This is a genomic window from Lutimonas saemankumensis, assembly GCF_020171465.1.
Taxonomy (GTDB): Bacteria; Bacteroidota; Bacteroidia; order Flavobacteriales; family Flavobacteriaceae; genus Lutimonas; species Lutimonas saemankumensis.
This window is the reverse complement of sequence record NZ_JAIUZR010000004.1, coordinates 493374-519881: the sequence shown is the minus strand read 5'-3', so window position 1 is coordinate 519881 and position 26508 is coordinate 493374. Positions and strand designations below refer to the sequence as shown.

Annotated in this window: 22 protein-coding genes and 1 tRNA gene; 8 read left to right on the top strand and 15 right to left on the bottom strand. The window is 37.1% G+C overall.

Annotated elements, in window-relative coordinates:
• Positions 1-58: 58 nt before the first annotated feature.
• From LCM02_RS10070 to LCM02_RS10010, 13 genes are all read right to left on the bottom strand, one after another.
• Positions 59-2461: a ribonucleoside-diphosphate reductase subunit alpha gene (locus tag LCM02_RS10070; RefSeq protein WP_224928980.1), complete on the bottom strand. Its 2403-nt coding sequence runs from the start codon at positions 2459-2461 to the stop codon at positions 59-61.
• A 255-nt stretch (positions 2462-2716) separates the two neighbouring features.
• Positions 2717-3688, bottom strand: coding sequence for a ribonucleotide-diphosphate reductase subunit beta (locus tag LCM02_RS10065; RefSeq protein ID WP_224928976.1), 972 nt, complete (start codon positions 3686-3688; stop codon positions 2717-2719).
• 157 nt (positions 3689-3845) lie between these two features.
• Positions 3846-4733: a DUF4412 domain-containing protein gene (locus LCM02_RS10060; RefSeq protein WP_224928973.1), complete on the bottom strand. Its 888-nt coding sequence runs from the start codon at positions 4731-4733 to the stop codon at positions 3846-3848.
• 250 nt (positions 4734-4983) lie between these two features.
• Complete coding sequence (locus LCM02_RS10055; protein ID WP_224928970.1) at positions 4984-5826, bottom strand: alpha/beta hydrolase family protein; 843 nt, start codon at positions 5824-5826, stop codon at positions 4984-4986.
• Positions 5827-5837: 11 nt separating this feature from the next.
• On the bottom strand, positions 5838-8603 hold the full coding sequence (locus tag LCM02_RS10050) for a PD-(D/E)XK nuclease family protein (RefSeq protein WP_224928967.1): 2766 nt from the start codon (positions 8601-8603) through the stop codon (positions 5838-5840).
• Positions 8604-8681: 78 nt separating this feature from the next.
• A complete protein-coding gene (locus LCM02_RS10045; protein ID WP_224928964.1) occupies positions 8682-10049 on the bottom strand; it encodes an OmpA family protein in 1368 nt (455 codons plus the stop codon).
• 165 nt (positions 10050-10214) lie between these two features.
• Positions 10215-12350, bottom strand: a complete 2136-nt coding sequence (locus tag LCM02_RS10040) for a peptidylprolyl isomerase (RefSeq protein WP_224928962.1) — start codon at positions 12348-12350, stop codon at positions 10215-10217.
• 96 nt (positions 12351-12446) lie between these two features.
• Positions 12447-13706, bottom strand: coding sequence for a hemolysin family protein (locus tag LCM02_RS10035; RefSeq protein WP_224928960.1), 1260 nt, complete (start codon positions 13704-13706; stop codon positions 12447-12449).
• Positions 13703-13900, bottom strand: coding sequence for a hypothetical protein (locus tag LCM02_RS10030; RefSeq protein ID WP_224928957.1), 198 nt, complete (start codon positions 13898-13900; stop codon positions 13703-13705). The genes LCM02_RS10035 and LCM02_RS10030 overlap by 4 nt, the downstream gene beginning before the upstream one ends.
• Before the next feature lie 8 nt (positions 13901-13908).
• Positions 13909-14427: an LPS export ABC transporter periplasmic protein LptC gene (gene lptC, locus LCM02_RS10025; RefSeq protein WP_224928954.1), complete on the bottom strand. Its 519-nt coding sequence runs from the start codon at positions 14425-14427 to the stop codon at positions 13909-13911.
• Between the two features lie 50 nt (positions 14428-14477).
• Positions 14478-15962 carry a tetratricopeptide repeat protein gene (locus LCM02_RS10020; RefSeq protein WP_224928950.1) on the bottom strand — a complete coding sequence of 495 codons (1485 nt, stop codon included), beginning with the start codon at positions 15960-15962 and terminating at the stop codon, positions 14478-14480.
• Between the two features lie 18 nt (positions 15963-15980).
• Positions 15981-17249 carry a hypothetical protein gene (locus tag LCM02_RS10015; RefSeq protein ID WP_224928947.1) on the bottom strand — a complete coding sequence of 423 codons (1269 nt, stop codon included), beginning with the start codon at positions 17247-17249 and terminating at the stop codon, positions 15981-15983.
• On the bottom strand, positions 17246-17974 hold the full coding sequence (locus LCM02_RS10010) for a type III pantothenate kinase (protein ID WP_224928944.1): 729 nt from the start codon (positions 17972-17974) through the stop codon (positions 17246-17248). The genes LCM02_RS10015 and LCM02_RS10010 overlap by 4 nt, the downstream gene beginning before the upstream one ends.
• Before the next feature lie 99 nt (positions 17975-18073).
• Here LCM02_RS10010 and LCM02_RS10005 point away from each other — a divergent pair.
• Positions 18074-18146: transfer RNA gene (locus tag LCM02_RS10005), tRNA-Phe, on the top strand.
• 86 nt (positions 18147-18232) lie between these two features.
• Here LCM02_RS10005 and LCM02_RS10000 read toward each other — a convergent pair.
• The gene (locus LCM02_RS10000) at positions 18233-19036 is read right to left on the bottom strand and encodes a M48 family metallopeptidase (protein ID WP_224928941.1); all 804 of its coding nucleotides are present in this window, start codon (positions 19034-19036) and stop codon (positions 18233-18235) included.
• A 163-nt stretch (positions 19037-19199) separates the two neighbouring features.
• On the opposite strand from LCM02_RS10000, the gene LCM02_RS09995 reads away from it, so the two are divergent.
• A complete protein-coding gene (locus LCM02_RS09995) occupies positions 19200-19676 on the top strand; it encodes a hypothetical protein (protein WP_224928936.1) in 477 nt (158 codons plus the stop codon).
• The gene (locus LCM02_RS09990; protein WP_224928933.1) at positions 19666-19872 is read left to right on the top strand and encodes a helix-turn-helix transcriptional regulator; all 207 of its coding nucleotides are present in this window, start codon (positions 19666-19668) and stop codon (positions 19870-19872) included. Before LCM02_RS09995 ends, LCM02_RS09990 begins: the two co-directional genes overlap by 11 nt.
• A 23-nt stretch (positions 19873-19895) precedes the next feature.
• On the opposite strand, the gene LCM02_RS09985 is transcribed toward LCM02_RS09990, so the two are convergent.
• Positions 19896-22082 (bottom strand): penicillin acylase family protein, encoded by a 2187-nt coding sequence (locus LCM02_RS09985; protein WP_224928930.1) that lies wholly within the window; start codon positions 22080-22082, stop codon positions 19896-19898.
• Between the two features lie 171 nt (positions 22083-22253).
• Here LCM02_RS09985 and LCM02_RS09980 point away from each other — a divergent pair, with 171 nt between their 5' ends.
• From LCM02_RS09980 to LCM02_RS09960, 5 genes are all read left to right on the top strand, one after another.
• Entirely contained in the window at positions 22254-22781 is a 528-nt protein-coding gene (locus LCM02_RS09980; RefSeq protein WP_224928927.1) for a PH domain-containing protein, read from the top strand.
• Between the two features lie 57 nt (positions 22782-22838).
• Positions 22839-24260, top strand: a complete 1422-nt coding sequence (locus LCM02_RS09975) for an SDR family oxidoreductase (protein WP_224928922.1) — start codon at positions 22839-22841, stop codon at positions 24258-24260.
• A gap of 25 nt (positions 24261-24285) precedes the next feature.
• Positions 24286-25566 carry a cryptochrome/photolyase family protein gene (locus LCM02_RS09970; RefSeq protein ID WP_224928919.1) on the top strand — a complete coding sequence of 427 codons (1281 nt, stop codon included), beginning with the start codon at positions 24286-24288 and terminating at the stop codon, positions 25564-25566.
• Positions 25567-25620: 54 nt separating this feature from the next.
• Positions 25621-26070, top strand: a complete 450-nt coding sequence (locus LCM02_RS09965; protein WP_224928915.1) for a GNAT family N-acetyltransferase — start codon at positions 25621-25623, stop codon at positions 26068-26070.
• 95 nt (positions 26071-26165) lie between these two features.
• Positions 26166-26363, top strand: coding sequence for a hypothetical protein (locus tag LCM02_RS09960; RefSeq protein WP_224928912.1), 198 nt, complete (start codon positions 26166-26168; stop codon positions 26361-26363).
• The last annotated feature ends 145 nt before the right edge of the window (positions 26364-26508 follow it).

The window sequence follows — 26508 nt, the reverse complement described above, 5'->3', positions numbered from 1 at the left end:
TTAATAATGTATGTCACAAAATAAAAAAAGGAATCTATTTAGATTCCTTTTTTGTTGTTTAAGATCCGCACATCAGGCAGTCATCTGGATTTTCTCTTGACTTGATGATCATTTCCTTGAGTTCGTCACCAGTTAAGGGTTTCTCCTCAACCGCCCCGGCCGGAAGCTTTTCTTCAGTTTTTTTAGAAACCGTGAATTGAATAGCGTTTACAGCGGATTTTGTTCTTAGATAATACATTCCTGTTTTTAGGCCCGATTTCCAGGCATAGAAATGCATAGATGTAAGTTTGGAGTAGTCAGGGTCCTGCATAAATAAATTCAGGGACTGAGACTGGTCTATAAAATAGCCTCTGTGACGAGCCATATCAATGATATCTTTCATGCTCATTTCCCAAACTGTTTTATACAGATCCTTAAGATCCTGTGGAATAGATTCAATATGCTGAATAGATCCGTTAGCTCTCATGATTTCTTCCTTCATATCATTATTCCAGAGCCCCAGTTTGACCAAATCTTCCAAAAGATGCTTGTTTACCACAATAAACTCCCCTGACAATACTCTTCGGGTGTAAATATTTGAGGTATATGGTTCAAAGGCTTCATTATTACCAAGTATCTGTGAGGTAGAAGCTGTAGGCATCGGGGCTACAAGAAGCGAATTTCTAACGCCGTGTTCCAAGACATTTTTTCTCAGTTTTTTCCAGTCCCACCTGCCACTTAGGTCATCTTCACTGATATTCCACATGTTAAATTGAAATTCACCTTGAGATATTGGAGATCCTTTGAAAGTAGAATAAGGTTCCTTGGCTTTAGCCAGCTCCATAGATGCCGTCAAAGCCGCAAAATAGATGGTTTCAAATATCTCCTGATTTAATTTTTTTGCTTCTTCACAGGTAAAAGGCATCCTCAACATGATAAATGCATCTGCCAGACCTTGAATACCAATTCCCACCGGCCTGTGTCTCATATTTGAGTTTTCAGCTTCAGGTACAGGATAAAAATTCTGATCGATTACCGTATCGAGATTTTTTGTGATCTTCTTGGTGACTTTAAAAAGCTTTTTGTGATCAAAGAACTTTTCTCCGTCCGAATTTTCGGTGACGAACATTGGAATCGCAATTGACGCTAAATTACATACTGCAACTTCGTCAGGAGCCGTATATTCCATAATCTCTGTACAAAGATTTGAAGAACGGATCGTCCCAAGATTTTTATGATTTGACTTTCTGTTGACGGCATCTTTATAGAGCATATAAGGGTTTCCTGTCTCAATTTGAGCTTCAAGGATCTTTTCCCATAATTCTCTTGCTTTTACTGTTTTTCGTCCTTTACCAACTTTTTCATATCCTGTATAAAGTTTTTCAAACTCATCTCCGTAGGTATCATAAAGGTGAGGACATTCATTTGGACACATCAATGTCCATTCTCCATCCTCTTCGACTCTTTTCATGAATAAATCTGGCATCCACATGGCATAGAACAAATCTCTTGCCCTCATCTCTTCCTTTCCATGGTTCTTTTTCAAATCGAGAAACTGAAATATATCAGCGTGCCATGGTTCAAGATAAACAGCAAATGAACCTTTTCTTTTACCACCTCCTTGATCAACATATCGTGCAGTATCATTGAAAACCCTCAGCATTGGAACGATTCCGTTCGAGGTGCCATTTGTTCCTCTTATATACGAACCAGTTGCTCTTACATTATGTATAGAAAGACCAATTCCACCGGCGGACTGGGATATTTTAGCAGTTTGTCTTAAGGTGTCATAGATCCCGTCAATACTGTCTTCCTGCATCTGAAGCAGGAAACAGGATGACATCTGTGGTTTGGGCGTTCCCGCGTTGAAAAGGGTAGGCGTTGCATGAGTAAAAAAGCGTTTACTCATTAATTCATAGGTTTCAATGGCTGCGTCAAGGTCTTCTTTATGGATTCCAACAGAAACCCTCATTAACATATGCTGGGGCCTTTCAACAATCTGACCATTTATTTTAAGCAAATAGGAGCGTTCAAGGGTTTTAAAACCAAAAAAGTCATACCCGAAATCTCTGTTGTAAATGATGGTTGAATCAAGTTTATCTGCATTTTTTTCGATAATCTCGTAGACATCTTCAGCGATCATTGAAGCTTTTTTTCCTGTTCTGGGATTCACGTATTCGTGAAGGTCCTTCATCGTTTCACTGAAGGATTTTTTGGTGTTTTTATGAAGGTTGGAAACCGCAATACGAGCTGCAACCTTTGCGTAATCCGGATGGGTAGTGGTTAAAGTGGCAGCAATCTCAGCTGCAAGGTTATCTAATTCAGAGGTGGTTACTCCGTCATATATCCCTTCTATCACCCTCATTGAAATTTTGATCGGATCCACCAGATCATTTAATCCATAGCATAATTTTCTAACTCTTGCGGTAATTTTATCGAACATTACCGGTTCTCTTTTGCCGTCTCTTTTTACTACATACATTGACTTATTATGTTTTATTTAAGGTTAGTTATTCTCATGCCTTAGTCATGAGCCCACATTACTCGTTAAAAAATTGCAATACCTGAAAGCGATATTACAATGAAATTGAATAGATTTTTATCACTTCTAAAATAGGGTAAACACAAATCCATTCGGGAAACTCTTTAAGATATTGTTAACAATTTATCGTTAATAATGTTTTAAGACACTAATAAACAGCAAATTGCGAGCAAATAACCCTAAAGAAATGATTGATTAAAAATCAGCATCGAACGATATGCTACCGGTCCCGCCTGATTTTACACCTGCCTTTTGATATTCAGAAACTCTTTTTTCAAAGAAATTGGTTTTCCCTTCCAAGGAGATCATTTCCATAAAATCAAAAGGATTTGTAGCATTGTATACTTTCTCACAGCCGTATTCAAGTAATAATCTGTCAGTCACAAATTCCAGGTATTGTGTCATCAGATTCGCATTCATTCCTATCAAACTTACAGGAAGAGATTCAGTGATGAATTCTCGCTCAATGTTGAGTGCATCAACCAAAATCTCTGTAATTCTTTCTTTTGGAACTTTATTTACTATATGATTCTGGTGCAGATATACCGCGAAATCAGCATGCAGACCTTCATCTCTGTTGATCAGCTCATTGGAAAATGTCAATCCAGGCAGAAGGCCTCTTTTTTTCATCCAGAAGATAGAACAGAAACTTCCTGAAAAGAAAATACCTTCTACAGCCGAAAATGCAATCAAGCGTTCAGCGAAACTGTCACTTTCCACCCATCTAAGCGCCCATTCCGCTTTCTTTTTGATTGCCGGAAAAATTTCAATGGCTTTAAAAAGCTCATTTTTTTCCTTTTCATTTTTAATATACGTGTCAATTAACAAGGAGTAAACTTCAGAATGAATGTTTTCCATCATTAATTGAAAACCGTAAAAGAATTTTGCTTCGGTATACTGAACTTCGCTAACAAAATTTTCGGCAAGATTCTCATTTACTATTCCATCGGAAGCAGCAAAAAAAGCAAGAATATGCTTGATAAAGTATTTTTCATCACTATTGAGTTTATTCTCCCAATCAATTACGTCTTGTTCAAGATCTATTTCTTCAGCCGTCCAAAAGGAAGCCTCCTGCTTTTTATACCAGTCCCAGATATCGTTATGCTGTATAGGAAAAATAACAAATCGGTCTTTGTTCGGACGTAGAATAGGCTCAATATTTGACATAATGGGTGTGTTGTTAATTGAAAATTAATAAATAATTGGGAAAATCGTGAAGCAAAGATTTGACATTTTGCCCGAAAATAAAATCTTAGTTATTCACATTGCATCGAAAGTTTTTAACACGACCGTTAAAAAGTTTTTGAACTAATAAAATTTAACATTATTGTCCAAAGCTAAGAATCTGATAATCAGAAATAATTATTTTATTCTTGATAGGCTCAATTGCAGTTACTCTCATTTGTCCTTTTTGTTTTGAAACGGAATCATCAAAAAACAATTCCATCATCAGACCCTGGGCCTCATCCGGAATTTCATCAAAGGTTTTTCCTCCAAGTGATTTACTCATATTAAAAAACATATTCTTTTGAAAAAGCGATAACTCTTTTGTTACCCAAAAAGAAAACTTGCTCGTCTCATTCTGAGATTCGAATTCTTCACATGAATACCCTAATATGGTCTTTGTTTTTCCGGTCGGTTTAATTGATTCAAATTCTGTTTCCGTTTGTTCAGCCTGATTTTCTTTTTCGGCAATATCTTTGATTCTTTCCATTGAAATCATCTGTGCCATTTTTTGCTCCTCCATGAGAACAATCATTGCCTGGTTGCCATCATCCAAAATGGATAGAACTGAGGTCGGCATATCCTTGTCTTCCGGATCATTACTGCTCAGGACCTTAGTCGCCATATAATTTCCTTTTGATGGGAACCACATCTCATAGCTTACATCTGAAAGTTTACCATTCTCTTCTATGGTCATCAAATAGCTCACTTTTGTGTCAAAAGAATAGCTGTCCTCAACGGTGATGCTTCCCGAAGTGGAGCCCATCATATTTTTTAACTGCTCTTCATATTGTGACTGTTGTTCCTGATCTTCCATCATCATGCTATCCAAAGTCTTTTCAGACTCTTTTTGAGCTCTTTCTTCTATTACATCTTCTGTTGCATCCTGAACTCGCTTTTTTAATTTTTTCAGTAGTTGAGCCTGAAGAGAAGTAGCGGATAAAACACTAATTAACAAGAAAATAAATAGGAGTTTAGGCTGTCGCATGGTAAAGGATTTAGGGGGTTAAAATCTTCATATAAAGTTACGAAAACGGAGGGTAATAAAATCAAAAAAGGGTCCAAATTTAGGACCCCCTTTCGGTTTCTCTTCAAAGAGTTACCATACATCCAAAATACTCTTTTGTTTATAATTAAAACAATTACTTATTGTATTTGACTATTAGTTCGGATCCAAGCAGATGGTAAACATCAAATGTGATTTTATTTTAAAATATCAGTCCAAAAAGCAAGATCAACTAAGCCTTCAAAAATTCAAGCGTTTTATGGACAACCTCAGATAAATGCTCAGGTAATTCCGTATTTTCCCAGGGGTGACTGCTGCCAAAAGTATGATTGGCTCCTGAAATAATTTTTAAACTGCTATTTTCCGACCAGGATCCAAGATTTCGGGCCTCAGTGACCGATACGGTTTCATCCTCATCTCCGTGAAGAATCAGATACGGAATATTTGAATTTGAAACAGCTGTACGAATTGTTAGTTTGGCTTCATTTTCCTTAAAGGTATCGTAAAACTGAATATAATGAGGCATCTGCTGATTCGTCCTTGAATTTGTAATATAGGCTACGCCTTTTTTCTTCCATTGTTCTAATTGATCTCCCTCAGGAAATCGGCTTCCAAAATCTGAAACACCTGCCCAGCTTATTATTTTCTTAATTCGTTCGTCAGATGCCCCTTTAAGAGCCACAATTCCCCCACCACGTGAATGGCCTATCACAGAAATACGATTAACATCTTTCTCTTTACTATACTTCTGATCAGAACAAATCCATGAGATAACGGTGTCAAGATCATCTAATTCGATTAAAAAATTATTTAGCCCAAAAGCTTCAAGGTCCGGAAAATCGATCGGCTGATCAACGGTCCCCCCGTTGTGGGAAAAATTCATTTTTACAAAAAAGTAATTGTTTTGTGCAAATTTTTCGGCAACCAGTTCCCAGGCACCCCAATCTTTGTAACCCTTATAACCATGGCAAAAAACGACAACATCTTTGCTTATTTGATTTTCTGGGTAAAACAAATCTATCAATATAGGCCTGTCATGACTTCCTTCAAGGACCAGATTCTTTATTTTTTTCATTATAACGATTTTTAAAAATTAAATAACGGAAGTTCTTTTTCTTTGAAAGGAATCTCGATATTAAATATTTCCTCCAATAACTTATCGAGCTCTCTCGTATAAGCATCTAGTACCTCCTCCGTGAGGACTTTACCGTTGAATGGCATAAATCCCTGTTTCAGATTTTTAAAAGATACGATACCGGTCTCAATGGGAACCTGAAACAAATCTAATTTCAAAGAATTTAGATATATATATGCGTAAGTAAGAACCTGAAAACTTTTTGAAAATTTTTCATCTGCGCACAATTGATCCCATTGTTTCAGATTCAATTGATTTTGATTTACTTTTCCTGTTTTATAATCGATGATCCGCAGGACACCATCGACTTCATCAATTCTGTCAATTTTACCCTGAAGTTTTACAGGAAGATTTAACCCGGAATGAAAATGTATCATTTCAATACCTAACTCCAAACCTCTAACGATTATTTTTCTCCCTTTTTGAATCTGTTTTAGTTCATAATCAATAAAATTAAGCACGAACTGTTTGGCGATTTCAAATGCCAGAAGGTTTTTCCCTGATTTTACGGCCTTGATAGAATAGGTTTTTCTGAATTGATTTTCTACTTCTTTTTCAACCTTTAAAATCATTCTTTGAAGATACTCTCCTTTTAGTTCAGAATCAATATATGGGCTATAAAGCTGCTCAAGCGTATCGTGGACTATGGTCCCAAAGGTGTTGGCCGCAACGGTTTCTTCCGTTTTTCTGTATTCTTTTATTCCCAATACGGACCGTTTGTAAAAGTCGAGCGGATTTCTGATATATCTCATTAAGGCACTTGGAGAAAACCCTTTTTCAGCTCTGAATTTCAGTTCTTCGATAACCTTTTCAGTTTTATCAATTTCAGATAGTGAAAGAGGATCATGATTCAATTTAGGATGAATAACTGCCTCTTTAAAAGTCACCTTGTCGAGTAATCCAAGTTGTTTGGAAATCTTTAACTGTCTTATAAATCGGCTCGGTTCTCCAGAGCCAAAATCATCAGTAATATTGTTGTAAATCAGGTAAACATTCTTTGCTCTGTGCAGAAGCCTGAAGAAATGATAAGAAAATATAGCGTCCTTTTCAAAATAAGTTGGAATTTTCTTCTCCAGTTTCACATCCAGGGGTATAAAGGAATTGTTTCCACTGCTGGCAGGCAAATAACCTTCGTTAAGCGAAGTTATGATCAAGGTTTTAAAATCGAGGGCTCTCGATTCAAGAAGCCCCATAATTTGGAGGCCCTCTAAAGGCTCGCCCTGAAATGATAATTTTTCCGTTTTAAGAATTTGCTGGAATATATGATATAAGGTTTTTAAATTCTTAATAAATCGGAATTTTTCATTAAGATTGGAAATTTCCAGGAATATATTGTTAAATCGGAAGAGATACTCGCTTCTCAGCGGATTCAAATTTTCGTTTTGATTAAGGGTTTTAATAACAGAAGATAATTTTTGCAATGGTATATCAGCCCCGTTATTCCAATCTAAAAATAATTGCTGAAACAGATCAGACAGATAAACAGAATCATGGACAATTTTAATCAAATTCTCCTCTGAAATGAATAATTCCTTATTGATGGTACTCTTCAGCCTGTCCTCAAATTCCGGAAGCGATTCACAGGCTTCTTTCATCAAGGGGTCATTTAGCAGAGCCAATAAATCTTTGTAATAAAATGATCCTTTTTTATCAAGTTTCGCCTGGTTGAGATGCATTTTAAACAAGGAATGAAAAAAAGAGCTTAAAGGAACGTTTTGCAATTCATACCCCATTGTTATGTTGGCTGTACTTATTTCCTGCGGGATAGAATTCAATAAAGAGGGCAGTAACTTTTCGTTTCCAAGAATAATGGCAGTATCTTCAATTGAGCCATTTTGATTAAGTTCTTTTAGAACAGAACCAACGTGCTTAATTTGACTAATATTTTTAGGAAGCCCATGTAGATGAATGGTTTTGGGGGAATTCATCAGGTCTGATTTCCATCTGAACTGGTTTAATCGATAGTATTTCCAGGTTTTCTCATAGCGATTAAAGAACTGTTGCGATTGATTATTTGATTCTTGATAAAAGTTGTCGTTATCCCAAAATATTTCGGCTACTTTATTCTCTAACAAAAATTGGATAATATGTTCTTCAGCTTTGTTCAATGCGTTAAAACCCGCAAAGATGTATTTTTTTCCTTTTCCTTCAGAGAGAAAAGAATTTAAATTACTGCAAGCAATTTTATAGATTATTCCCTGATAACCTGATTTTATTTGGATCAAGTGCTGAGAGAATGACTGGTGGTAAGTTATAATCTGGTCAAAAAACGATAAGTAGTTATCAATCATTTGACTTTCTCCGTATGCTTCAAGTTTCCAATGCTCAATTCTCTTGGCATCACTTAAATAGGAGAGAATAGATTCTGCATCCAGAAGGTTACTGTCCAGGTCATTGAAATCCTGTATAAGTATAGGTGCCCATTTTGAAAAGTTTTCGAAGGAATCTATATTCTCTTTAGCGGTGTGTTCTTTGTATACTTTATAAAATTCAAACAACAGGTTAATCGAATCCAGTGATTCAAATCCTGAAATATCTTTTACAAATTCTTCAATACTCTGAATTACGGGCAGAAAGCTATTTTTTGCAGCCTCTTTTTTAAGAATTTTTTTCAGGAAGATCCCGGATCTTTTATTCGGTAATACGAAGGTAATATCTGAGAGAGATTTGTTTTGGATGAGTACCTCCGATACCACTTTATGGAGAAAAGATTGCATACTCAAATGTAATCATAATCCATAAAAAAACCACCCGTTTTACAACGGATGGTTTCAATTATTTCAATTAAAGAAAGATTATCTTTCAGCGTACTCAGAGAAGATTTCAACTCTTCTGTTCTGCTGTCTTCCTTGTCTTGTTCCGTTATCTCCAATTGGGTTGGCAGAACCAAATCCTTTAGCAGTGATCATGTCAGCTGGGAAACCATTTTCAATTAAGTAGTCTCTTACAGCATCAGCTCTAGCCTGAGATAATTTGTTGTTGATTGCATCACTACCAGTGCTGTCAGTATGACCTTCAACTTCAAAACTTAATGTTTTGTACTGGTTTACAATTTTACTTACCTGCTCCAATCTGATCGCAGTTTCATCAGTGAATTTAGCGCTTCCTGTTTTGAAGTAGATAGCTCTTGCCAAATCAGTGATTTCTTTCTGAACTTCAGCAGAAACAATTGGACAACCATTGTTTTCAGCAACACCAGCTATATTTGGACATTCGTCATCTTTATCAGGGATTCCGTCTCCATCAGCATCAGGCCATGGGCAACCATTGTTCGCAGCAGGACCAGCAACATCTGGGCACTGATCATCTTTATCAGCTACACCGTCACCATCTCTGTCTGGACAACCATTAAGAGAAGCAGGGCCAGCTTCAGTTGGACATGCATCATCTTTATCTGGCACACCGTCACCATCAGAATCTGGACAACCATTGAATTCAGCTAAACCAGCTTCGTTTGGACAAGCATCTTCTGAATCCTGGATTCCGTCTCCATCAGTATCAGGACATCCGTTGAACTGCTCTAAACCAGCAACTTCAGGACATGCATCGTATTTGTCATAGATACCATCTTTATCAGTGTCAATACCACCAAATTTAAATACGATTCCAGCGGCGTGTTGCCAGTGAGGAAGAAGTTGGTCTTCGTCGAAAGAATGTTTGTATTTAGTTTGAACATTGAAACCTAACCAGTCATTGAACCATAAGTTGAATCCAAGTCCGGCATTGGCAGTACCATTACCATCACCTTCTAACCAAGTGTAACCACCACCGGCAAGAATGTAAGGATCAAACCATCCGTGTTCTCTTACGAAATTAAATTTGATATCCAGATCGGCAGCAATTAATGAAAGTTTACCGTTCGTACTGAAATCACCAATTTTTTCAATTGTATTCATAGAACCTGTTAATCCAACAGAGAATCCGCTTCCTACATAGTAACCAACTCTCAAACGGTTAAGCAATGAATTGCTGTTCCAGTGTTCCGTATTGAAGAAATCTTCAAACATACCTCCGGTACGAGGATCATCAGCACCAGTGGGGTACAGGTCAATAGCGTTGGCACCCAACTCTATTACCCAGCGATCATCCTTATCCTGAGCATTAACGTTGTTAATAAAAACAACAGCCAATAGGATTAATAATACTTTTTTTAAATGTTTCATTGTAATCAATTTTAAATTAATCTTTTTAATTGTTAAGTAAGCTTAAATTTTAAGTAATATTTAACAAATATATAAAAACTTGTCAAATATCGCACTTTAAGGATTTTTTTTTTGTGGCTTCAAACACAAAGTGTCAAGTATTTACGAGGAAATCAAAGGATTTTCCTAGTAAAAAACAGCACGGTTATCCACGATGTCAGAATTCTCTTTGAGAGCGTCAAAAATCATCAGGCTTCTTCCGCTAAGAGCTCTTTCAATGTTCTTTTTATTACTATTGTAATTTTGAAGTTCAGTTGGCAGGGTTTTTTTCGTAACAACAGCAAATGCCACTCCATTTTTACCAACGATGTTTTTGGCAAGTTCATTCTCTTCCAATCCCGTTACAACACCTGCAATATCAACAAATCTACCTACTCCGGCAAATACGGGGCTACTGTTTGAAACCGCCATACTGCTTCTTTTGGTCACTTTATTTTGTTCCGCGATTTCTTCAAGAGTGGATCCTGTGGATCTTTCCTTAATAAGTTCTGCTTTCTTTTGGTTTAAGACAATGCTCCTTACATTTTTTCCTTTACCTGAAAGCCCGGCTTTGTTCTTTGATGATAATCTGACTACAGCATAACCGTTTTCCAGATCGAAACGCTTAATATCACCAACTTCGGTGCCGTCTTCAAAGGTCCATCTCACAATTTGTCTTTGAGAACCTAACTGACCAATATTGTCATCAAAAACCTCAAGTCTTAAAACGGGTTGTACCTGAAGGTTTTGGGCAGCAGCCAATTCTTTCATGTCATTACCTGAGATCAGGTCAGAAGCAAAAGTCTCCGCTTGTTCGAAAATATCATTTTCTGTTTTTTCAGAAGGATCTATTCTCCTTGAGAAAGTAGCTATTTTTACATTTTTTTGTTTGTTCTTTTGTCCATCGATTCTTATAATATGGAATCCAAACTGAGATTTAACAACCCCCATATCACCAACAGAATTTTCAAAAGTATAATCCCTGAATTCCGGAATCATCGTTCTGTAAACAAACCACCCCAGATCACCACCTTTGGCACCACTCACTTTATCAACTGACATCTCTTTGGCAAGTTCCTCAAATTTAGATTTATTTCCCTTTACAACTGTCAAAACACTATCGGCAATCTTTTTTGCTTCTTCTTCAGTCTGAATTACAGAAGGGTCTGCAGTAGCTGAACCAACAAAAGGGATCAGGATGTGACTGGCCTTTACAGAATCCGGAAGCTGTTTTACCTCCATAACCTTAGACAATTTGAACATTCCATTGTCTTTATAAGGTCCGAATACTTCTCCAGCTGGAAGGTCAAAAATGGAATCAGCCGCAACCTTGCTCAACCCGTTTTTATTGTAAAAAGAAGGGTCATACGGTGTGTCAGATTCATTTTCAGCATTAAATTCTACCATATCTTCGGCATTTCTGAATCCTTGAACCGTTACGTTGGTTTTTGCAGCAGAACTGTACTCTTCACGATCCTCAATCATGTTCATTAATTCTGCCTCAATTGCATTTTCATCTTCCTGAGTTGCCTCAATTTTGAATTGAACAAATTCAATATCTCTGGATTCCTCAACGGTATAGGTTTTTGGATTCGCCTTTATGTATGACTTCATGTCATCGGCGGTTACCGTAACAAGGCTGTCAGGAATGCTTGAAAAAGGAACATATACATAATCTACGTCCACGCTTGTATTTTGCATAAAGTATTCGCGTTCTCCTTCACTCAAAGTACTTCCCAAACCAGCTCTAATAAGGGCATTGTAGGTGTTTTGTTCAAGGTTTTTCTTGATACTTTTTTCATAGTTGATCCAACCTCTCCAGGCGGCTGCACCACTGGCATCTTCTTCTGAATTATCCTGCAGGGTTGCGATATATTCCTTTAATTTTTCCGGATCAAAAATTCCGGCTTCATTAGCAAACTGCGGGCTGTTTTGAGCAGATATTTGAGTCACCATAGCGTCCCAAACGTCTTTTTCTCCAACAACAACACCTGATTTTTCTAATTGAGTCTGATATATTTTTTCGCTGACAAGAGAGTTCCATGCGTTGTTGACATTCTGCATGTTTGTCGATCTTCCATTTGACCTGTTTCGGTAAAGTTCAACCTGCTGAGCAAATTCTTCTCTTGAAATAGGTTCACCATTTACTTCTCCTATACTGCTCGCGGTCTTGTTGAACAAGTTTCCGTCAAATAATCCACTTAAAACAAATGAAAATAAAGCAAGCGCAATAATTATGATTAAAAATAATGATCTCTCTCTAATTTTCGATAATACAGCCATTTTCTTTTCTATTATAAATTTTTAGGTTGCGAAAATACAATTTACCTTTTAATAATGAAAGGAGAACAAGACTAATTTTTTGGGTGAAAAAAGAAGCTATGTGTCTTGAAATAAAACTTTTAAATAAACCTCTTCAATTTTTGAGGCACTGACCTTAAGGATTGTGAATTGATAGTTTTCAATTTCTATGATTTCTCCGGTCGAAGGGATGTTTTCGGTATGGTTGACAATGAGCCCGCCAAGGGTTTCGTAATTACTGTCTTCAGCCAGGTCAAGGCTGTAAACCTCATTTATATAATCCACTTCCAGCCTTGTGGAGAATTTGTATTCCCTGTCGTTAATTTTTTCTTCCAAAAGGGAAATTGTATCATGCTCATCTTCAATATCACCGAATAATTCCTCTATGATATCCTCAATGGTTATCAGCCCTGAAGTACCACCATATTCGTCAAGTACGATTGCCACACTTTTGCTCTTCATGATAAGGTCGTTTAAAATATCATGGATCATCATGGTTTCAGGGACAATCTCTATGGGCAACAGAATCGATCTAATATTTTTGGGTTTTTTAAAGAGATCAAAAAAGTGGGCGTATCCAATAATATCGTCAAGTGAGTTATTATATACCATAATTTTTGACAAACCCGTTTCAATAAATAATTGTTTGAGATTTTTTGGAGAGTCATGCACTTCAACTGCGATAATTTCAGTCCTTGGAATCATGGCTTCCCGGGCCTTTACATTGTGAAAGTCCAATGCATTCTGAAATATCTGAATTTCAGAGTCAATTTCATCTTCGGCAGTCTCAAGCTGTTCATCAATATAATGGCCCAGTTCCGCTTTTGTGAAAGCGAGCTGAACCTGATCCTCCCGTACATTGAAAAAAATCCTCAGGAAAAAATCCGAAATAGCGGTTATAAATCTTGAAACAACGTAAAATAACAGGTAAAAGAAATAAGCGGGAAAGGCAAAAATTTTCATGGATTCATTCGCGTAAATCCTGAACACCGCTTTTGGAAGAAACTCAGCCGTTATAAGAATAATTATTGTGGAAATAAAGGTTTGGGTAAGGAGAAGCAAAAATTCATTTTGAATTCCATCCTTAAAAAAATTCATCAGGATATCCCCCATAAAATACCCGTAAATTACCAGGGCAATATTATTTCCAACCAGCATTGAAGTGATTAACTTAGAGGGTTTCCGGGTAAGGTTTCTCAATATTTTGGCCAGCAGTGTATCTTTTTTCTTTTCAAGTTCCAGATGCATTTTGTTGGAAGAAACAAAGGCGATCTCCATCCCTGAAAAAAAGGCTGACAACAGTACAGAGCTCAATATGATGATCATTTTAACGATCATTCCTTTTTCTCGTGCTTTTCAAAACGTTTTCTGTATTTCTTTCTAAAAAAATACATGAATACGGCCAAAACAGAGAAGGCCAGAAAGATATAGGCTTTATTAGGCTCCGAGTTCCATCTTAGCACAGTCTCAACCAAAAAAACAATGGCAATAATGAGATATGCAATTTCAAAGAATTTAAAATATTTTGACATAACTTAGGTTATTCGTTGACGTAGATGCTACCCTTTATGGATTTCATATTTACCTTGCTCAGGTCTTCATTCGATTCAAATCCTTTACCATGGATTGTATCGAGTTGTGTTATGAGCGTAAAATCTTTTTCAGTATAAATATAATGCTCATTTGAATCCCAGAAAAGCTGACTCGTAAATAATTTGGTATTTTCTGCCTTATTAACTACGGAAACACTGTCTTTTACTTCGGATATATTCGTATTATTAAAGGTTATGGAATAACCCGCGGTTAAGATAACGGAGTCTCCTTTCGCGTCAAAACTGACTATACGAACACCTTCAGGAAATAAGGTATAAGGATGATTTTCCCGATTCGAAAAATCATGCATTACGGGAGCAGTTAAAATAGTCTTTACCTTTCCCGAGTCTGTATGAACCAAATATACGTTCTTTGCCGCCCCAATCGGAAGATTTTTTTCGGCCAGAAAATCCTGTACTTCTTTAATATCGTTACCACAAGAAAAAAACATTGCTACTATAAGCATAGTAGCAATGTTTAAAAAACGGTATGATATTTTAGTACTCATAAAATCAATTATGGTATTCTTGCTGTCTCATTTATCCAGCATCCTATTTTATGCGTGGTACCGGATTCAAGGCCTTCGGTAAACACCAGCTTTTTGGATGGGGCACTAGCCATATAACTTTTGATATATTTATTTGCCATGGATGTAATTCCAGGGTCAGCTGCTTTTGCTTGTCTTGCTTTGTCTGCCGCAGCAACGTAAACCATTCTTTTGGAAATTTCATCAGTTCCGCAAGTATTCGCACTGGCTGCGTATAAATTGGAAATTAACAAGTAGGCACTTCCCATACTCGGTCTTTCCTTGATAGCCAGACGCGCATATTTTCTTGATTGGGATCTCGATCCTTGTTTCTTCATGATCAAAGCAACTCTGTAGTAATATTTTGCTTTTTTATAGTTATCTGATTCAAGGCCGACCGCTTTGTTAAAGTACTCAATTGCCTTGTCATTATCTCCGCTATCCATAAGGATTCCGGCATAGAATACATAAGCATCGGATGATGGTGCAGCATTTACATAGGCTTCTACCATTTGAGGATAAAGAGGGTTATCTGTACATTCTTTTTGGTTCAAACGAGACACAGCTCTTTTTAACCAGCTAATATTTCCTTTATTTTTTTCAAAATTGTCTTTGTAAAGAGGAATTAATCGCTCACAGGTAGCAACCTCGCTCAATGTATTGTCAAGATAACCTTCTACCTGGCCTAAGGCTCTCAGATTGACCTCTCTTGCTCTCTTTTTGCTTTTCTCCTTACTCGTAAGGGGTTTGCCACTTGCTTCTTTTGCATTAAAAGCGTCAAGGTCCTTTGAATACCCTTCCATTTTAGTACCGATGGCTTCCATAATGTCATCATAGGTGTCAAATACGAACTGCGGATCTGTGTCCTTATTCAAGTCTGTCAGCGTCTGGAAGTATTTACCAAGATTCTTTACGCTCATGCCGGTTGGGTCCGCTTTAAAAGATTTGCCGAGCTTGTCAAAGATCTCATCCCCAATTTCCAAGTATTCTATGACTCCTCTTTTGAATAAAAAGTTCGCCCAGTCACTGTAAACTTTACCTAAATTATCAGGAAAATGCTTTACTCTCATTTCATAGACATAAATGACTTCTCTTGCTTTTTCAGGCAATACCTCTTTGTTTGCATTTGAAACATCGAAATATTGCTTGTCAACCTTAAAGATGTGATCGTTTGTAGTTACTTTCTGACCTTTTTCAACCTTGATCAAACCTGCATTCTGATCATAAAAAGCTTCAGTCATTTTAATTCCATCACTGTAAATGATTTTTGAGGCCTGAGGACAATTTTCTAGACACCATTTCCAGGGTTCATAGGCAGCCTCATAGTTTTTCATTTTCACAGCCTCATGAAAAAGAGATAGATTCGTTTTACATTCGTCTGGTTGGCTACCATACTTGTCTTGTGCATGCATAGCGGCATTTCCTCCAATCAGGAAAATCACCACTACCATCATTACCGTCTTTACTAATTTCATTTTTAAGATTTGTTAATATTAATAAATTTTTTGTTTTCTAAACCATTTGTCGTTAAGTGACAAACTCAATCTGAAGTTGAAAAAATCTTCTTCAACCAAATTATTATCAGTTGTACCTCGTTTTCCAAGTTCAAATCCCAAATTTACGTTAGATAATTTTAATCCAATGGGTAAACTCACCCCAAAAGATATGCCATATTCATTTATTTCTGTATCATTAACCACTAAACCTGTTTTTTGATAGTTAAATCCGGCCCTGTAAGTAACGCGTTCAAAATAGTTATTAATCGAGTTAATTTTTGGCGTGTAAAAACCACCAACAGAAATATTCATAAATTCTTCATACCTGTAAAAATCAATATCATCATAAATGCCTCCGGTAAATTCCAAAGGGTTTTGAAATGTATATTCAGCGCCTACAAACCACTTGTTATCCTCACCTATACCCGCACTAATGGCGGTTTTAAGAGGTGATAATATCGTGGAGGTGTAGGAGTCACTGGACAAAGTGTCCACCGGAAATCCGGTTCCATCTTCCACGTTAAAGATAGTGTAAAGAAGAATATCTCCTTTTTCTCTTAAGGTGGATTCTAGATCTGCAGATACACCAACCTTCAGCCTTAGTTCATCCTTTATTTTCGGGCCATAATGAATTCCTAGTTTTGCTGAAGTTCCTTTAATATTAGAATCTGTAATATGCTGAGTCGCCAATTGAACATTGTCCCTTCTATTCAGTACATTGTTGTCAATTCCGCCAAAGACATAGGCCAGTTCTGCTCCCAAAGATAAATCAAAAGGGAACTTATAGCCATAACCAAGAAAAACCCGGTTTGTGCCTCCATTGCCGTAATATCTGTCAATTTCTTTCACGTTTCCGTCATCATAAAACTTTTGATCAACAAGTGAGTATCCTACAGCTGTATTTAATTGAAGCCCCATAACAAGGCCCTGATTTCCTCTTATAGGTATTCCCAGCCCAATATAACTAAGTGCAGCTGCTGAACTTGTTTGCTTATTTTCACCATCATCAACAAAATTAGTTTTGTTGCCTCCTGCAAAAACATATGTTGTATAATTTAACGAACCGTATGAAGCAGGGTTCGTAAAACTTAACTGATATTCGCTATTTAATGCTCCACCCATCTGTCCCATCGCAATTTCCTCAACCGTCTTTAGATGTGCCTGATCTCCGATTCCGAATAAAGAATAAGGAGAAGAATTTGTTGCCTGTGAAAAACCTAGTGTTGATATAAAAAGAATAGCAATTACTATTATATCTTTTATCATCCCTCTATATTATGTATCAAAATACTATTCAATCCCTCCAATAAAAAATTTGGAATGGCAAATATGCTACTTTTTATGTTTTTTGCCAAGAAAATTGTGTCTCCGCCTGTTAAAACAACTGTTAATTTTTGATAAATGGCCTTATATTGGCTGATCACTCCTTCAATTTCCTGAATTACACCGTTTAACACTCCTCTGTGAATGGCATTTTCAGTAGAATTTCCTATTTCAGGAATGTGTTCTGATTTTTCCAGTAAAGGAAGGTTAGCCGTAAAATGGTTCACAGCCTTATAACGCATATGTATTCCGGGGGAGATGTCTCCTCCCTCGTAAGAACCGTCTTCATTCAGGAAATCAAATGTTATACAGGATCCGGCATCGATGACGAGTACATTATTTTTTGGAAACTGGGATATTGCCCCGGCCATCAATGCAATTCGATCAACACCCAGAGTATTCGGGGTTTGATATTTGTTCTTAAAAGGCAACTGTGTTTTATAATTTAGTTTCAATGGCTTAATCAGGCCCTCTATGTCCTGCCAGACTTCATTATCAAGACTTGATACATGAGAGACAATTGATCTTTTGATTTCATATTGTTCGTCAATTGAAATTATTTTTGAAATAATCTGATCTTTGGGAAACTGATCTTTGTAGAGCAGAATAGTATCCTCAAATACTGCAACTTTGATTTGCGTATTGCCTATATCAATTACTAAATTCATGATGGACTGAGATGAGGCGCTAAATTACAATAGATTTTTTAATGATTTGTTTTGAAAAAAATAAAAAATAAATTTATATTTGCACCCGCCTAAAGCGATGGTGCCTTAGCTCAGTTGGTAGAGCAATGGACTGAAAATCCATGTGTCCCTAGTTCGATTCTTGGAGGCACCACATTTAAACCCTTAATTCTCATATGGATTAAGGGTTTTTTGTTGGACTGATTTATCCATTTTTTTTAAACCGGCATTTGATAATTATTATTGATCTATTCCAAATTGCCTGGCGTTCATTCTGGCTACAGGAAGGTATTTTTGAAGATCCTGAATCCTTGTTTCATTTGAGGGGTGGGTACTCAGGAATTCCGGAGGAGATTCCCCTTTATTAGCATCTTTCATTCTTTTCCAAACCTCAATTGCTTCTTCAGGATCATAACCGGCCATGGTCATAAATACCATTCCGAGTTTATCTGCTTCTGTTTCATGTGTCCTGCTGTAAGCCAGCATACCTATTTGTGAGCTGATTCCGTATATACTGTTCCAAAGAACCTGTGTATCATAATTTTGACCCGAAGTGCCAATGGCAACTGCCATTCCACCCAATTGCTGGCCGTAACTACTTGTCATTCTTTCCTGTCCGTGTTTTGCAAAGGCATGAGCTATTTCATGACCCATAACAGCTGCAATGCCATCTGTATTTTCACAAATTGGGAGAATTCCTGAATAAAAAACAACTTTTCCTCCGGGTAAACACCAGGCATTCATTTGATCATCCTGAACCAAATTAAACTCCCATTGGTATTTATCGGCCTCTTCAGTCATTCCATTGGCTCTCATAAAGCGATCCACAGATTTCGATATCCGGATACCCACCTCCTTTAATTCCCTGGTCTTTTCTGCATCTTTGGACAAGGCATTTTCTTTTAGGAAATTATCATATTGCGCAAAGCTTGCAGGAAGAATTTCATCATCATCAACAATATTTACACGTTTTCTCTCTGTAATTGGTACGGTACTGCAGGAGAGAATTAAAACAAAGGATGTAAAAAGAATAAGCTTTTTCATTGTTTCTTATAAAATTAAGATGCGATACAAATTTATGAATCAAATTCTTAATCATAATTAGTGGACTAAATAGAATTAAAAGTAAAGTATTTTATATAAAAAGTAAAATAAACTTTACAATATGGAAAAAAAAGTATACATTTGATTTTTAAATTGAATCAATATGAAAACTAATTATTTATTTCCGCACAGATTTAAACGAATTGGGTTAATATTCTTAATACCATTCTCGTTGTTTGGGATTTATGTAGTTCAACAAGATTTAGAGCCTATTTTTTTGGACTGGACGGTTCCGGCTATTTTTTACGATGAAATTATGGGAAATCAACTGGTTTTTTCCATGGCCGAAAACAATGTTTTAAATGAAATCATTGGAATCATTTTAATTATCAGTGGCATTATGGTGGCTTTTTCCAAAGAAAAGCAGGAAGATGAATTCATTTCAAAATTAAGATTGGAATCGTTGGTATGGGCTACCTATGTTAACTATTCCGTTTTACTGGTTTCAATGCTGTTTGTTTTCGGAATTTCTTTTCTTTGGGTTATGATTTTGAATATGTTTACAATTCTTCTGTTTTTTATAATCAGGTTCAACTGGCAGCTGAGAAAATTGAATAAAATCGGAGAGGATGAAAAATAGAATCAAGGTACAACGTGCGGAATTGAACATTACGCAAGCTGAACTGGCTTCGAGAGCAGGGGTGAGCAGACAAACGATAAATGCCATGGAACTTGGAAAATACGTCCCTTCAACGGCATTGGCTTTAAAGCTTGCATCAATATTTGACACGTCGGTTGAAAATATATTCAGTCTTGAGGAGAAAGACTGGACTTAAACGGATTTAAGAACTAAGATCATTTATTCCCCGGGATGGTATCTTGATTGAGCTCTTTTGAGAACATCTTCACGGTAATAGGCAGCATCTTTGAATTGAACCTTTGCGTATCTTTCGGCTTGATCATCAAAGTGTTTTGAATTCGGATTTCCGCTTTGCCCTCCAGCCAGCAGTGTTTTCGCCTTAACTTGCTCTCCAAACTCTACAACAGCAACAAAACTATTTCCACCGACTCCATATACCCTTTTGGTATTCTCTCCTGTCCTTGATCCAAATGAGGCCAGGGAGCCCCAATAACCACTTGCCATTCCCACAGGTATGCTTGGAAGGCTGTCATCAAATTTTTGAACAATGTCGCCATTGATCCTCTGGTATCGATTGTACTCTCCCCATGGAACCTGGGAAGTTCCGAAATCCTTGATCAAAACTTTTACGGATTTTTTAAAAATCTGAATTCTTTCTTTTTCAGATGATTCTTGACTCATATACTGAACCATTTTTATAAAATCTCTCGAGGAATATGGTGAATATCCGGATTTTCGGTAGGTATTCAAATAGTATTGTGCCAGGGTCATGGCCGAAGATTCAGTGTTTACCTGAAAATTCCAATTTTCTAAAAGATCCAGTGCAGTATTTTCTGATTCATTCAAATTTTCAGCTTTATTCAAAGCTCTAAGAAGGCCGGATATCAATTCCTTAGCACCGGGAAGAAAAGGGTCATAAGCCAGGTCGATCAGTGAATCAAGCGTCAGGTTATGGGCTTTACTGAGCAAGTTAATAGCATGAATACCTCTGTAGTTTTCCGGAAATGAGGCCATATAATCCGGATAGTTTTCGGTTTTAGGGCTTTCAGGACCTGCTGCTGTAAAAGGAGTTGAATTACAATTCTGAATCCACCCGATTTCAGGGTTGACAATCAAAATATTTTCATCCACTGTATGAAGGCCGTTCCAATCTGTCAAAGGGTCACTTCCATCCACAGGTTTAGAATAATCAAACTTCTGATTCCTTCTGGGGATAAAGTTGCCGTGATAATAAGCAATATTTCCCTCTGAATCTGCGAAAACAGTATTGTTGGAAGAGTTGGTTCTGAGATCCATCATTTTTCTAAACCCTTCATGGTTTTTTTGTTTTGTTCTGATAAACGACTGCTCCAAAGCCTTTACAGGCTTCCACATCAAGGCCGTAGCCACCCATTTATTATCATTTTTGTGTGTTATGGGGCCATGATGGGATCGATACAGGGTAAATGATTTATCCCTTAACCCTTCCTGAGTCAGGTATTTTAATTTTACGGGAAATGAAATCAGATCTTTTTTTTCCTTTCCGTAAAGATACTGCAGGTTGGCCCCATCCGCTATAATCGTTTCTTCAAATTCATCAATAATATCAGTTCCTGTTGATGTGTGCATCCAACCAGTATGCTCATTAAATCCCTGATAAATGAAAAACTGGCCCCACGTAACCGCACCATATGCATTGAGTCCTTCTTCACTGACAACATGGATTTCTCCCCTGAAGAAAAATGAGGTATGTGGATTGATAAGCAACATACTGTTACCCGATTGAGTCAATTTTCCACTTATCGCAAATCCATTCGATCCTTGATGATCCCCGTATTGAAGTCCTAACTTTCCATCATATGCAGTAGAATTGTTTGCGAGACCCTGAGGATCATAAAACTGCTGAATTCTTTTGGTTGAGACCCTTTCAATATCCCCACCAATAGATCCTTCGCTAAAATAGAAAGGCATCCAGGGTTCAAAGTGCTTTATCAGCTTGGGTTCCACTTCCGGGTGGGTGTTTAAATAATAATTAATTCCATCTGCAAATGCCAAACATAATTTTTTCAACCATTCAGGACTGTTTTCATAATGAGCCATAGCTTCTTTTTTTGTCATGAACAGATTTGCCCTTATATCACTGTAGATAGCCCTTTCACCTTCGATTTCAGCCAAACGACCGGTTGCCCATATATAGTTGCGTTCAACTCTGTTGAAATCGTCCTCACACTGAGCATATAACATCCCAAAAACGGCATCCGCATCTGTTTTCCCGTAAATATGTGGAACTCCAAAATCATCCCTGATGATTTCGACATTTTTGGCGTGCTCCTGCCATCGTTTAAGATCCGGATTAGAGGAATTCTCCGAAGCGGAAGGGGAGCAGCTTAAAAAAATGAAAAGTAAAAAGGGAACAAAATATTTCATGTAAGAAGCAGATTTAATGGAACAGGTCCCCAAATATAAGTTTTTTAACGCCCTATTTTCCTATTTTAGAGCGCTGTTTATTTCATAATACAAAGCCCTTAATCCTGACTTTACTGAAATTTTCAGTATTTTTAATCTAGACTTAGCATAATTGTAAATCTTATTTTAAGAATGAATCAGGGCCAAATTATTAAGGAAGCAGAATTCAGTTTAAAGATCAAAACCTATATTTTACTAACCGTGTCCTTTTTTCTGCTGATCACAATTATAGGAATTCCAATATTGATCATCTGGTTACTGGGTCTTGGACAATATGTAAGCAGGAGGTATTATGAGAATTTGAAATGTACACTAACGGATCGTCATTTAATCTTTAGTAAAGGTGCATTTTTTAAGGTGGAAAAAACCATACCTCTTGAAAATATACAGGATCTTACATTTCTTCAGAATCCGATTCTAAATTTGTTGGAATTAAAAATACTTAAAATTGAAACAGCAGGCGGCAGCAACCCGGATGGCAGCGATATGAAGTTGATTGGAATTGTAGGGTCTGAAGAATTCAAAAGAATGGTTCTTGAAGAGAGAGAAGTATTGGTTCGTAAACCTAAAACCGAAGAAACCCAGGATAAGGATTTGGAAACATTGACTGTATTAAGAGAAATAAGAGATCTTCTAAAAGATTTGCAAAAGAGTAAATAGAATGAGTTTCCTTTATTGAAATGGAACAGTTTTCATAAAGAGATATTTTAAAATACCATGAGGATATTGCTTACCGGAGCAACCGGTTATATTGGGAAGAGATTACTGCCGGCACTTGTTAGCAATGGGTATGAGGTGATTTGTTGCGTAAGGGATAAAAAGCGATTTAACCCTCCTACTTCTATGGCTTCTAAAATCGAAGTCATCGAAATCGATCTCCTTGATAAATCTTCCCTTCAAAAAATTCCGAAAAATATTGACGGGGCTTATTATCTTGTGCATTCCATGTCTAATTCCAAAAACTATGTAACACTGGAGAGTCAATCTGCGAGTAATTTCAGAGAAGCTATGAACTTAACGAAAGTGAAGCATGTGGTTTATCTCAGTGGCATTATCAACGAAGAAGCCCTGTCAAAGCACCTTTCTTCCAGAAAGAATGTAGAAGAAGAACTTTCCCGGGGAAAGTATAAACTTACAACCCTGAGGGCCGGTATCATCATTGGCTCAGGAAGTGCGTCTTTTGAGATTATCAGGGACCTGGTGGAAAAATTGCCTGTTATGGTAACACCCAGATGGTTAAATACAAGATGTCAGCCAATTGGAGTTAAGGATGTGATAAGTTTTCTTATCAAAACCATGTTGAATGAAAAAGGCTACGATAAAGATTTTGATATTGGAGGGCCGGATATTTTGAGCTATAAAGAAATGTTACTGGAATTCGCGAGAATAAGAAATTTGAAACGCTATATCTATATTGTCCCTGTTATGACCCCCAGGCTTTCTTCCTACTGGCTATATTTTGTTACCTCCACTTCTTATAATCTTGCGATCGCTCTTGTGAACAGCATGAAGATAGAAGTGATTTGCAGGGATAATAACTGGGCCGAGACCTTGGGTATTAAACCTGTCAGCTATGAGGAATCACTTCGAAGAGCATTTAGTAAGATACAAAGTAATGAGATCATATCAAGCTGGAAAGATGCAATGAGCAGTGGCACATTGGAAATGGATATTTCTGATTTCATTAACGTTCCTTCTTTTGGCTGTTTCAGGGATCAAAGAGAAATGAAGTATGATGATTTTGAAGCTACAGTGGACAGGATTTGGAGGATAGGTGGTGAGAATGGATGGTATTATGGGAATATCCTTTGGAAGTTTCGAGGATTTCTGGATAAGCTGGCAGGAGGAGTTGGATTACGAAGAGGAAGGACCAGCCAGGTTGAACTGAATTCAGGAGATGCTGTTGATTTCTGGCGGGTATTATTTGCTGATAAAAAAGAGGGAAGGCTCCTGTTATTTGCAGAAATGAAACTTCCCGGAGAGGCCTGGCTGGAATTCAGAATAAAGAACGGGATGCTTGTGCAAACCGCAACGTTCAGGCCTGTGGGAATTATGGGAAGAATTTACTGGTATCTGGTTTATCCGTTTCACGGACTTATTTTTAGAGGAATGCTCAAGAATTTAGTAGGTGCTGAATAGGATCTCTAATAAATCTAATAGATAAATGAAGACTGCTGTATTTTGGTTTCGACGAGATCTGAGAATTGACGATAATATTGGTTTTTTTTCTGCACTTGAAGAAAATGAACAGGTTTTGCCGGTATTCATATTTGACGAATTGATCACCAGGGAACTGGAAACCGATGATCCACGTATCACTTTTATATATGACTCACTCAGGAACATTAACCAGGAGTTTTCCCAATATGGAAGTAGCCTGAAGATTCTAAAGGGAGATCCTTTAGGGGCCTGGAAGGAGTTGCTGCGAGAATACGATATATCAACACTTTATTACAACAAAGATTATGAACCCTATGCCAGAGAAAGAGATCAAGAGATCGAACTTCTGTTAAAGCAGGCATCTGTTGAGTGCAGATCTTTTAAAGATCAGGTTATTTTTGAGGAGGATGAGGTTGTCAAAGGGGATATGAAGCCCTATCAAGTCTTTACACCCTATAAAAATAAATGGCTGAGTCTTTATCAAAAGGGAGGACCGTTTAAAAAGGCTAATTTAGAACGATTGATCCGGCAAAAAATACCATTTCCGGAAATAGAAGAACTTCAGTTTAAGCGTTCAGGGATAGTGGTTCAACCCTTTGATTTGAGCAAAGCTAAAAAGTATGAAGAAGATCGAGATTATCCTTTTAAGGATGGGGGGACCCGTTTAGGGCCACACTTAAGATTCGGAACGATTAGTATTCGCAGGCTTGTTGAAAAAATTGAGAAAAAAAGTGACGTACTGTTAAGTGAATTGATCTGGAGAGAATTTTTTATGCAGATCCTATATCATTATCCAAAGGTGGTTCATGAAAATTTCAAATCCAGGTATAACGGAATTATTTGGAGAAACAATCAGGAGGATTTTGAAAAATGGTGCAATGGAATGACAGGTTACCCGATGGTTGATGCAGGTATGCGGGAATTAAATACAACAGGTTATATGCATAACCGAACCAGGATGATAACTGCTGGTTTTTTATGTAAACACTTGTTAATTGATTGGAGATGGGGAGAGGCTTATTTTGCTTCAAAGCTTCTGGACTACGAACTATCTTCGAACAATGGAAACTGGCAGTGGGCGGCAGGCACCGGTTGTGACGCCGCTCCCTATTTCAGGATTTTCAATCCGTCTTCACAACTGAAAAAATTTGATAATGACCTGCTCTATGTTAGAAAATGGATTCCAGAATATGAAACTTTTGATTATCCGTCGCCTATGGTTGAACATAAAATGGCTCGCGAAAGAGCGCTGAAAGTCTATAATGCCGGTTTGGAATTTAGCTAATCGGAGCAGTTAATTTTTAAAATCCTTAGCTCACACCTATCGAAACATACAGTAATGGAAATTATCAAAACCAGTTCAAAGAATAAAGAATTTCAATTTTTAGTTCTTCTTTTAGATGAAGAACTTGCCGAACGCGACGGGCCGCTGCACGATTTTTATCACCAGTTTAACGGTATAGAAAATTTAGACCATGTCATTTTAGTTAAGGAAGGAGAAGTTGCAATCGCGTGTGGGGCTATTAAATTATTTGAAAGGGATATGATGGAGGTAAAAAGAATGTTCGTTAAAAAGGAGTACCGATCAAAGGGTATAGCAGGATTGGTCCTTAAAGAACTGGAGTCATGGAGCATTGAACTTGGCGCTGAGAAATGTGTTTTGGAAACAGGGAAAAGGCAGCCTGAAGCAATTTCACTGTACCTAAAGGCAGGATATAAAAAAACACCTAATTACGGGCAATATAAGGGTATTGAGAATAGTGTCTGTATGGAAAAGGATTTGATTTAACTCACTTCAAAAAGGGTTTCTTTTTCTTATTGACATGCCATGTCGTCTGGATTCTAATGTGTTGAATCTAAATTTACAGCATTAAAATCGATGTCATGAAGGAAATATTCAAAAGTATCATTGGGATGATCGTCATCATAACCTTGTTCCTGGTTGTGGAAATTGCTGTTCAACTTTTTGTTCCTCAATTAAATCCTTTCGTGTCAGTATTAAAGGGAATTGCCATCATTACAATGATTTTGGGAATTTCCATCATCTCAAAATCGGTATTTGACCTGACTTTCAAAAGATAGCCTTAACGATTCAAAATCCGCTACAATACAAATTGCCCTGCACAATCCAGAGCGGTCACAAGACACTCATTTTCAAGGTTTTTGTTTACAAAGAATAATAACTATAAACCCTGAGTAGTTTCAGAATTGAATTTAAATTTCTATT

What these genes read in the sequence shown, in the direction of transcription:
- LCM02_RS10055 (WP_224928970.1), bottom strand. Translation starts at nt 5,826, where the DNA reads ATGAAAAAAATAAAGAATCTGGTCCTTGAAGGAAGTCATGACAGGCCT.
- LCM02_RS09995 (WP_224928936.1), top strand. Translation starts at nt 19,200, where the DNA reads ATGAAAACTAATTATTTATTTCCGCACAGATTTAAACGAATTGGGTTA.
- lptC (WP_224928954.1), bottom strand. Translation starts at nt 14,427, where the DNA reads ATGCTTATAGTAGCAATGTTTTTTTCTTGTGGTAACGATATTAAAGAA.
- LCM02_RS10010 (WP_224928944.1), bottom strand. Translation starts at nt 17,974, where the DNA reads ATGAATTTAGTAATTGATATAGGCAATACGCAAATCAAAGTTGCAGTA.
- LCM02_RS09965 (WP_224928915.1), top strand. Translation starts at nt 25,621, where the DNA reads ATGGAAATTATCAAAACCAGTTCAAAGAATAAAGAATTTCAATTTTTA.
- LCM02_RS10030 (WP_224928957.1), bottom strand. Translation starts at nt 13,900, where the DNA reads ATGTCAAAATATTTTAAATTCTTTGAAATTGCATATCTCATTATTGCC.
- LCM02_RS10000 (WP_224928941.1), bottom strand. Translation starts at nt 19,036, where the DNA reads ATGAAAAAGCTTATTCTTTTTACATCCTTTGTTTTAATTCTCTCCTGC.
- LCM02_RS10060 (WP_224928973.1), bottom strand. Translation starts at nt 4,733, where the DNA reads ATGCGACAGCCTAAACTCCTATTTATTTTCTTGTTAATTAGTGTTTTA.
- LCM02_RS09980 (WP_224928927.1), top strand. Translation starts at nt 22,254, where the DNA reads ATGAATCAGGGCCAAATTATTAAGGAAGCAGAATTCAGTTTAAAGATC.
- LCM02_RS10020 (WP_224928950.1), bottom strand. Translation starts at nt 15,962, where the DNA reads ATGAAATTAGTAAAGACGGTAATGATGGTAGTGGTGATTTTCCTGATT.
- LCM02_RS09975 (WP_224928922.1), top strand. Translation starts at nt 22,839, where the DNA reads ATGAGGATATTGCTTACCGGAGCAACCGGTTATATTGGGAAGAGATTA.
- LCM02_RS10015 (WP_224928947.1), bottom strand. Translation starts at nt 17,249, where the DNA reads ATGATAAAAGATATAATAGTAATTGCTATTCTTTTTATATCAACACTA.
- LCM02_RS10070 (WP_224928980.1), bottom strand. Translation starts at nt 2,461, where the DNA reads ATGTATGTAGTAAAAAGAGACGGCAAAAGAGAACCGGTAATGTTCGAT.
- LCM02_RS09970 (WP_224928919.1), top strand. Translation starts at nt 24,286, where the DNA reads ATGAAGACTGCTGTATTTTGGTTTCGACGAGATCTGAGAATTGACGAT.
- LCM02_RS10050 (WP_224928967.1), bottom strand. Translation starts at nt 8,603, where the DNA reads ATGCAATCTTTTCTCCATAAAGTGGTATCGGAGGTACTCATCCAAAAC.
- LCM02_RS10045 (WP_224928964.1), bottom strand. Translation starts at nt 10,049, where the DNA reads ATGAAACATTTAAAAAAAGTATTATTAATCCTATTGGCTGTTGTTTTT.
- LCM02_RS09990 (WP_224928933.1), top strand. Translation starts at nt 19,666, where the DNA reads ATGAAAAATAGAATCAAGGTACAACGTGCGGAATTGAACATTACGCAA.
- LCM02_RS10065 (WP_224928976.1), bottom strand. Translation starts at nt 3,688, where the DNA reads ATGTCAAATATTGAGCCTATTCTACGTCCGAACAAAGACCGATTTGTT.
- LCM02_RS10035 (WP_224928960.1), bottom strand. Translation starts at nt 13,706, where the DNA reads ATGATCGTTAAAATGATCATCATATTGAGCTCTGTACTGTTGTCAGCC.
- LCM02_RS10040 (WP_224928962.1), bottom strand. Translation starts at nt 12,350, where the DNA reads ATGGCTGTATTATCGAAAATTAGAGAGAGATCATTATTTTTAATCATA.
- LCM02_RS09960 (WP_224928912.1), top strand. Translation starts at nt 26,166, where the DNA reads ATGAAGGAAATATTCAAAAGTATCATTGGGATGATCGTCATCATAACC.
- LCM02_RS09985 (WP_224928930.1), bottom strand. Translation starts at nt 22,082, where the DNA reads ATGAAATATTTTGTTCCCTTTTTACTTTTCATTTTTTTAAGCTGCTCC.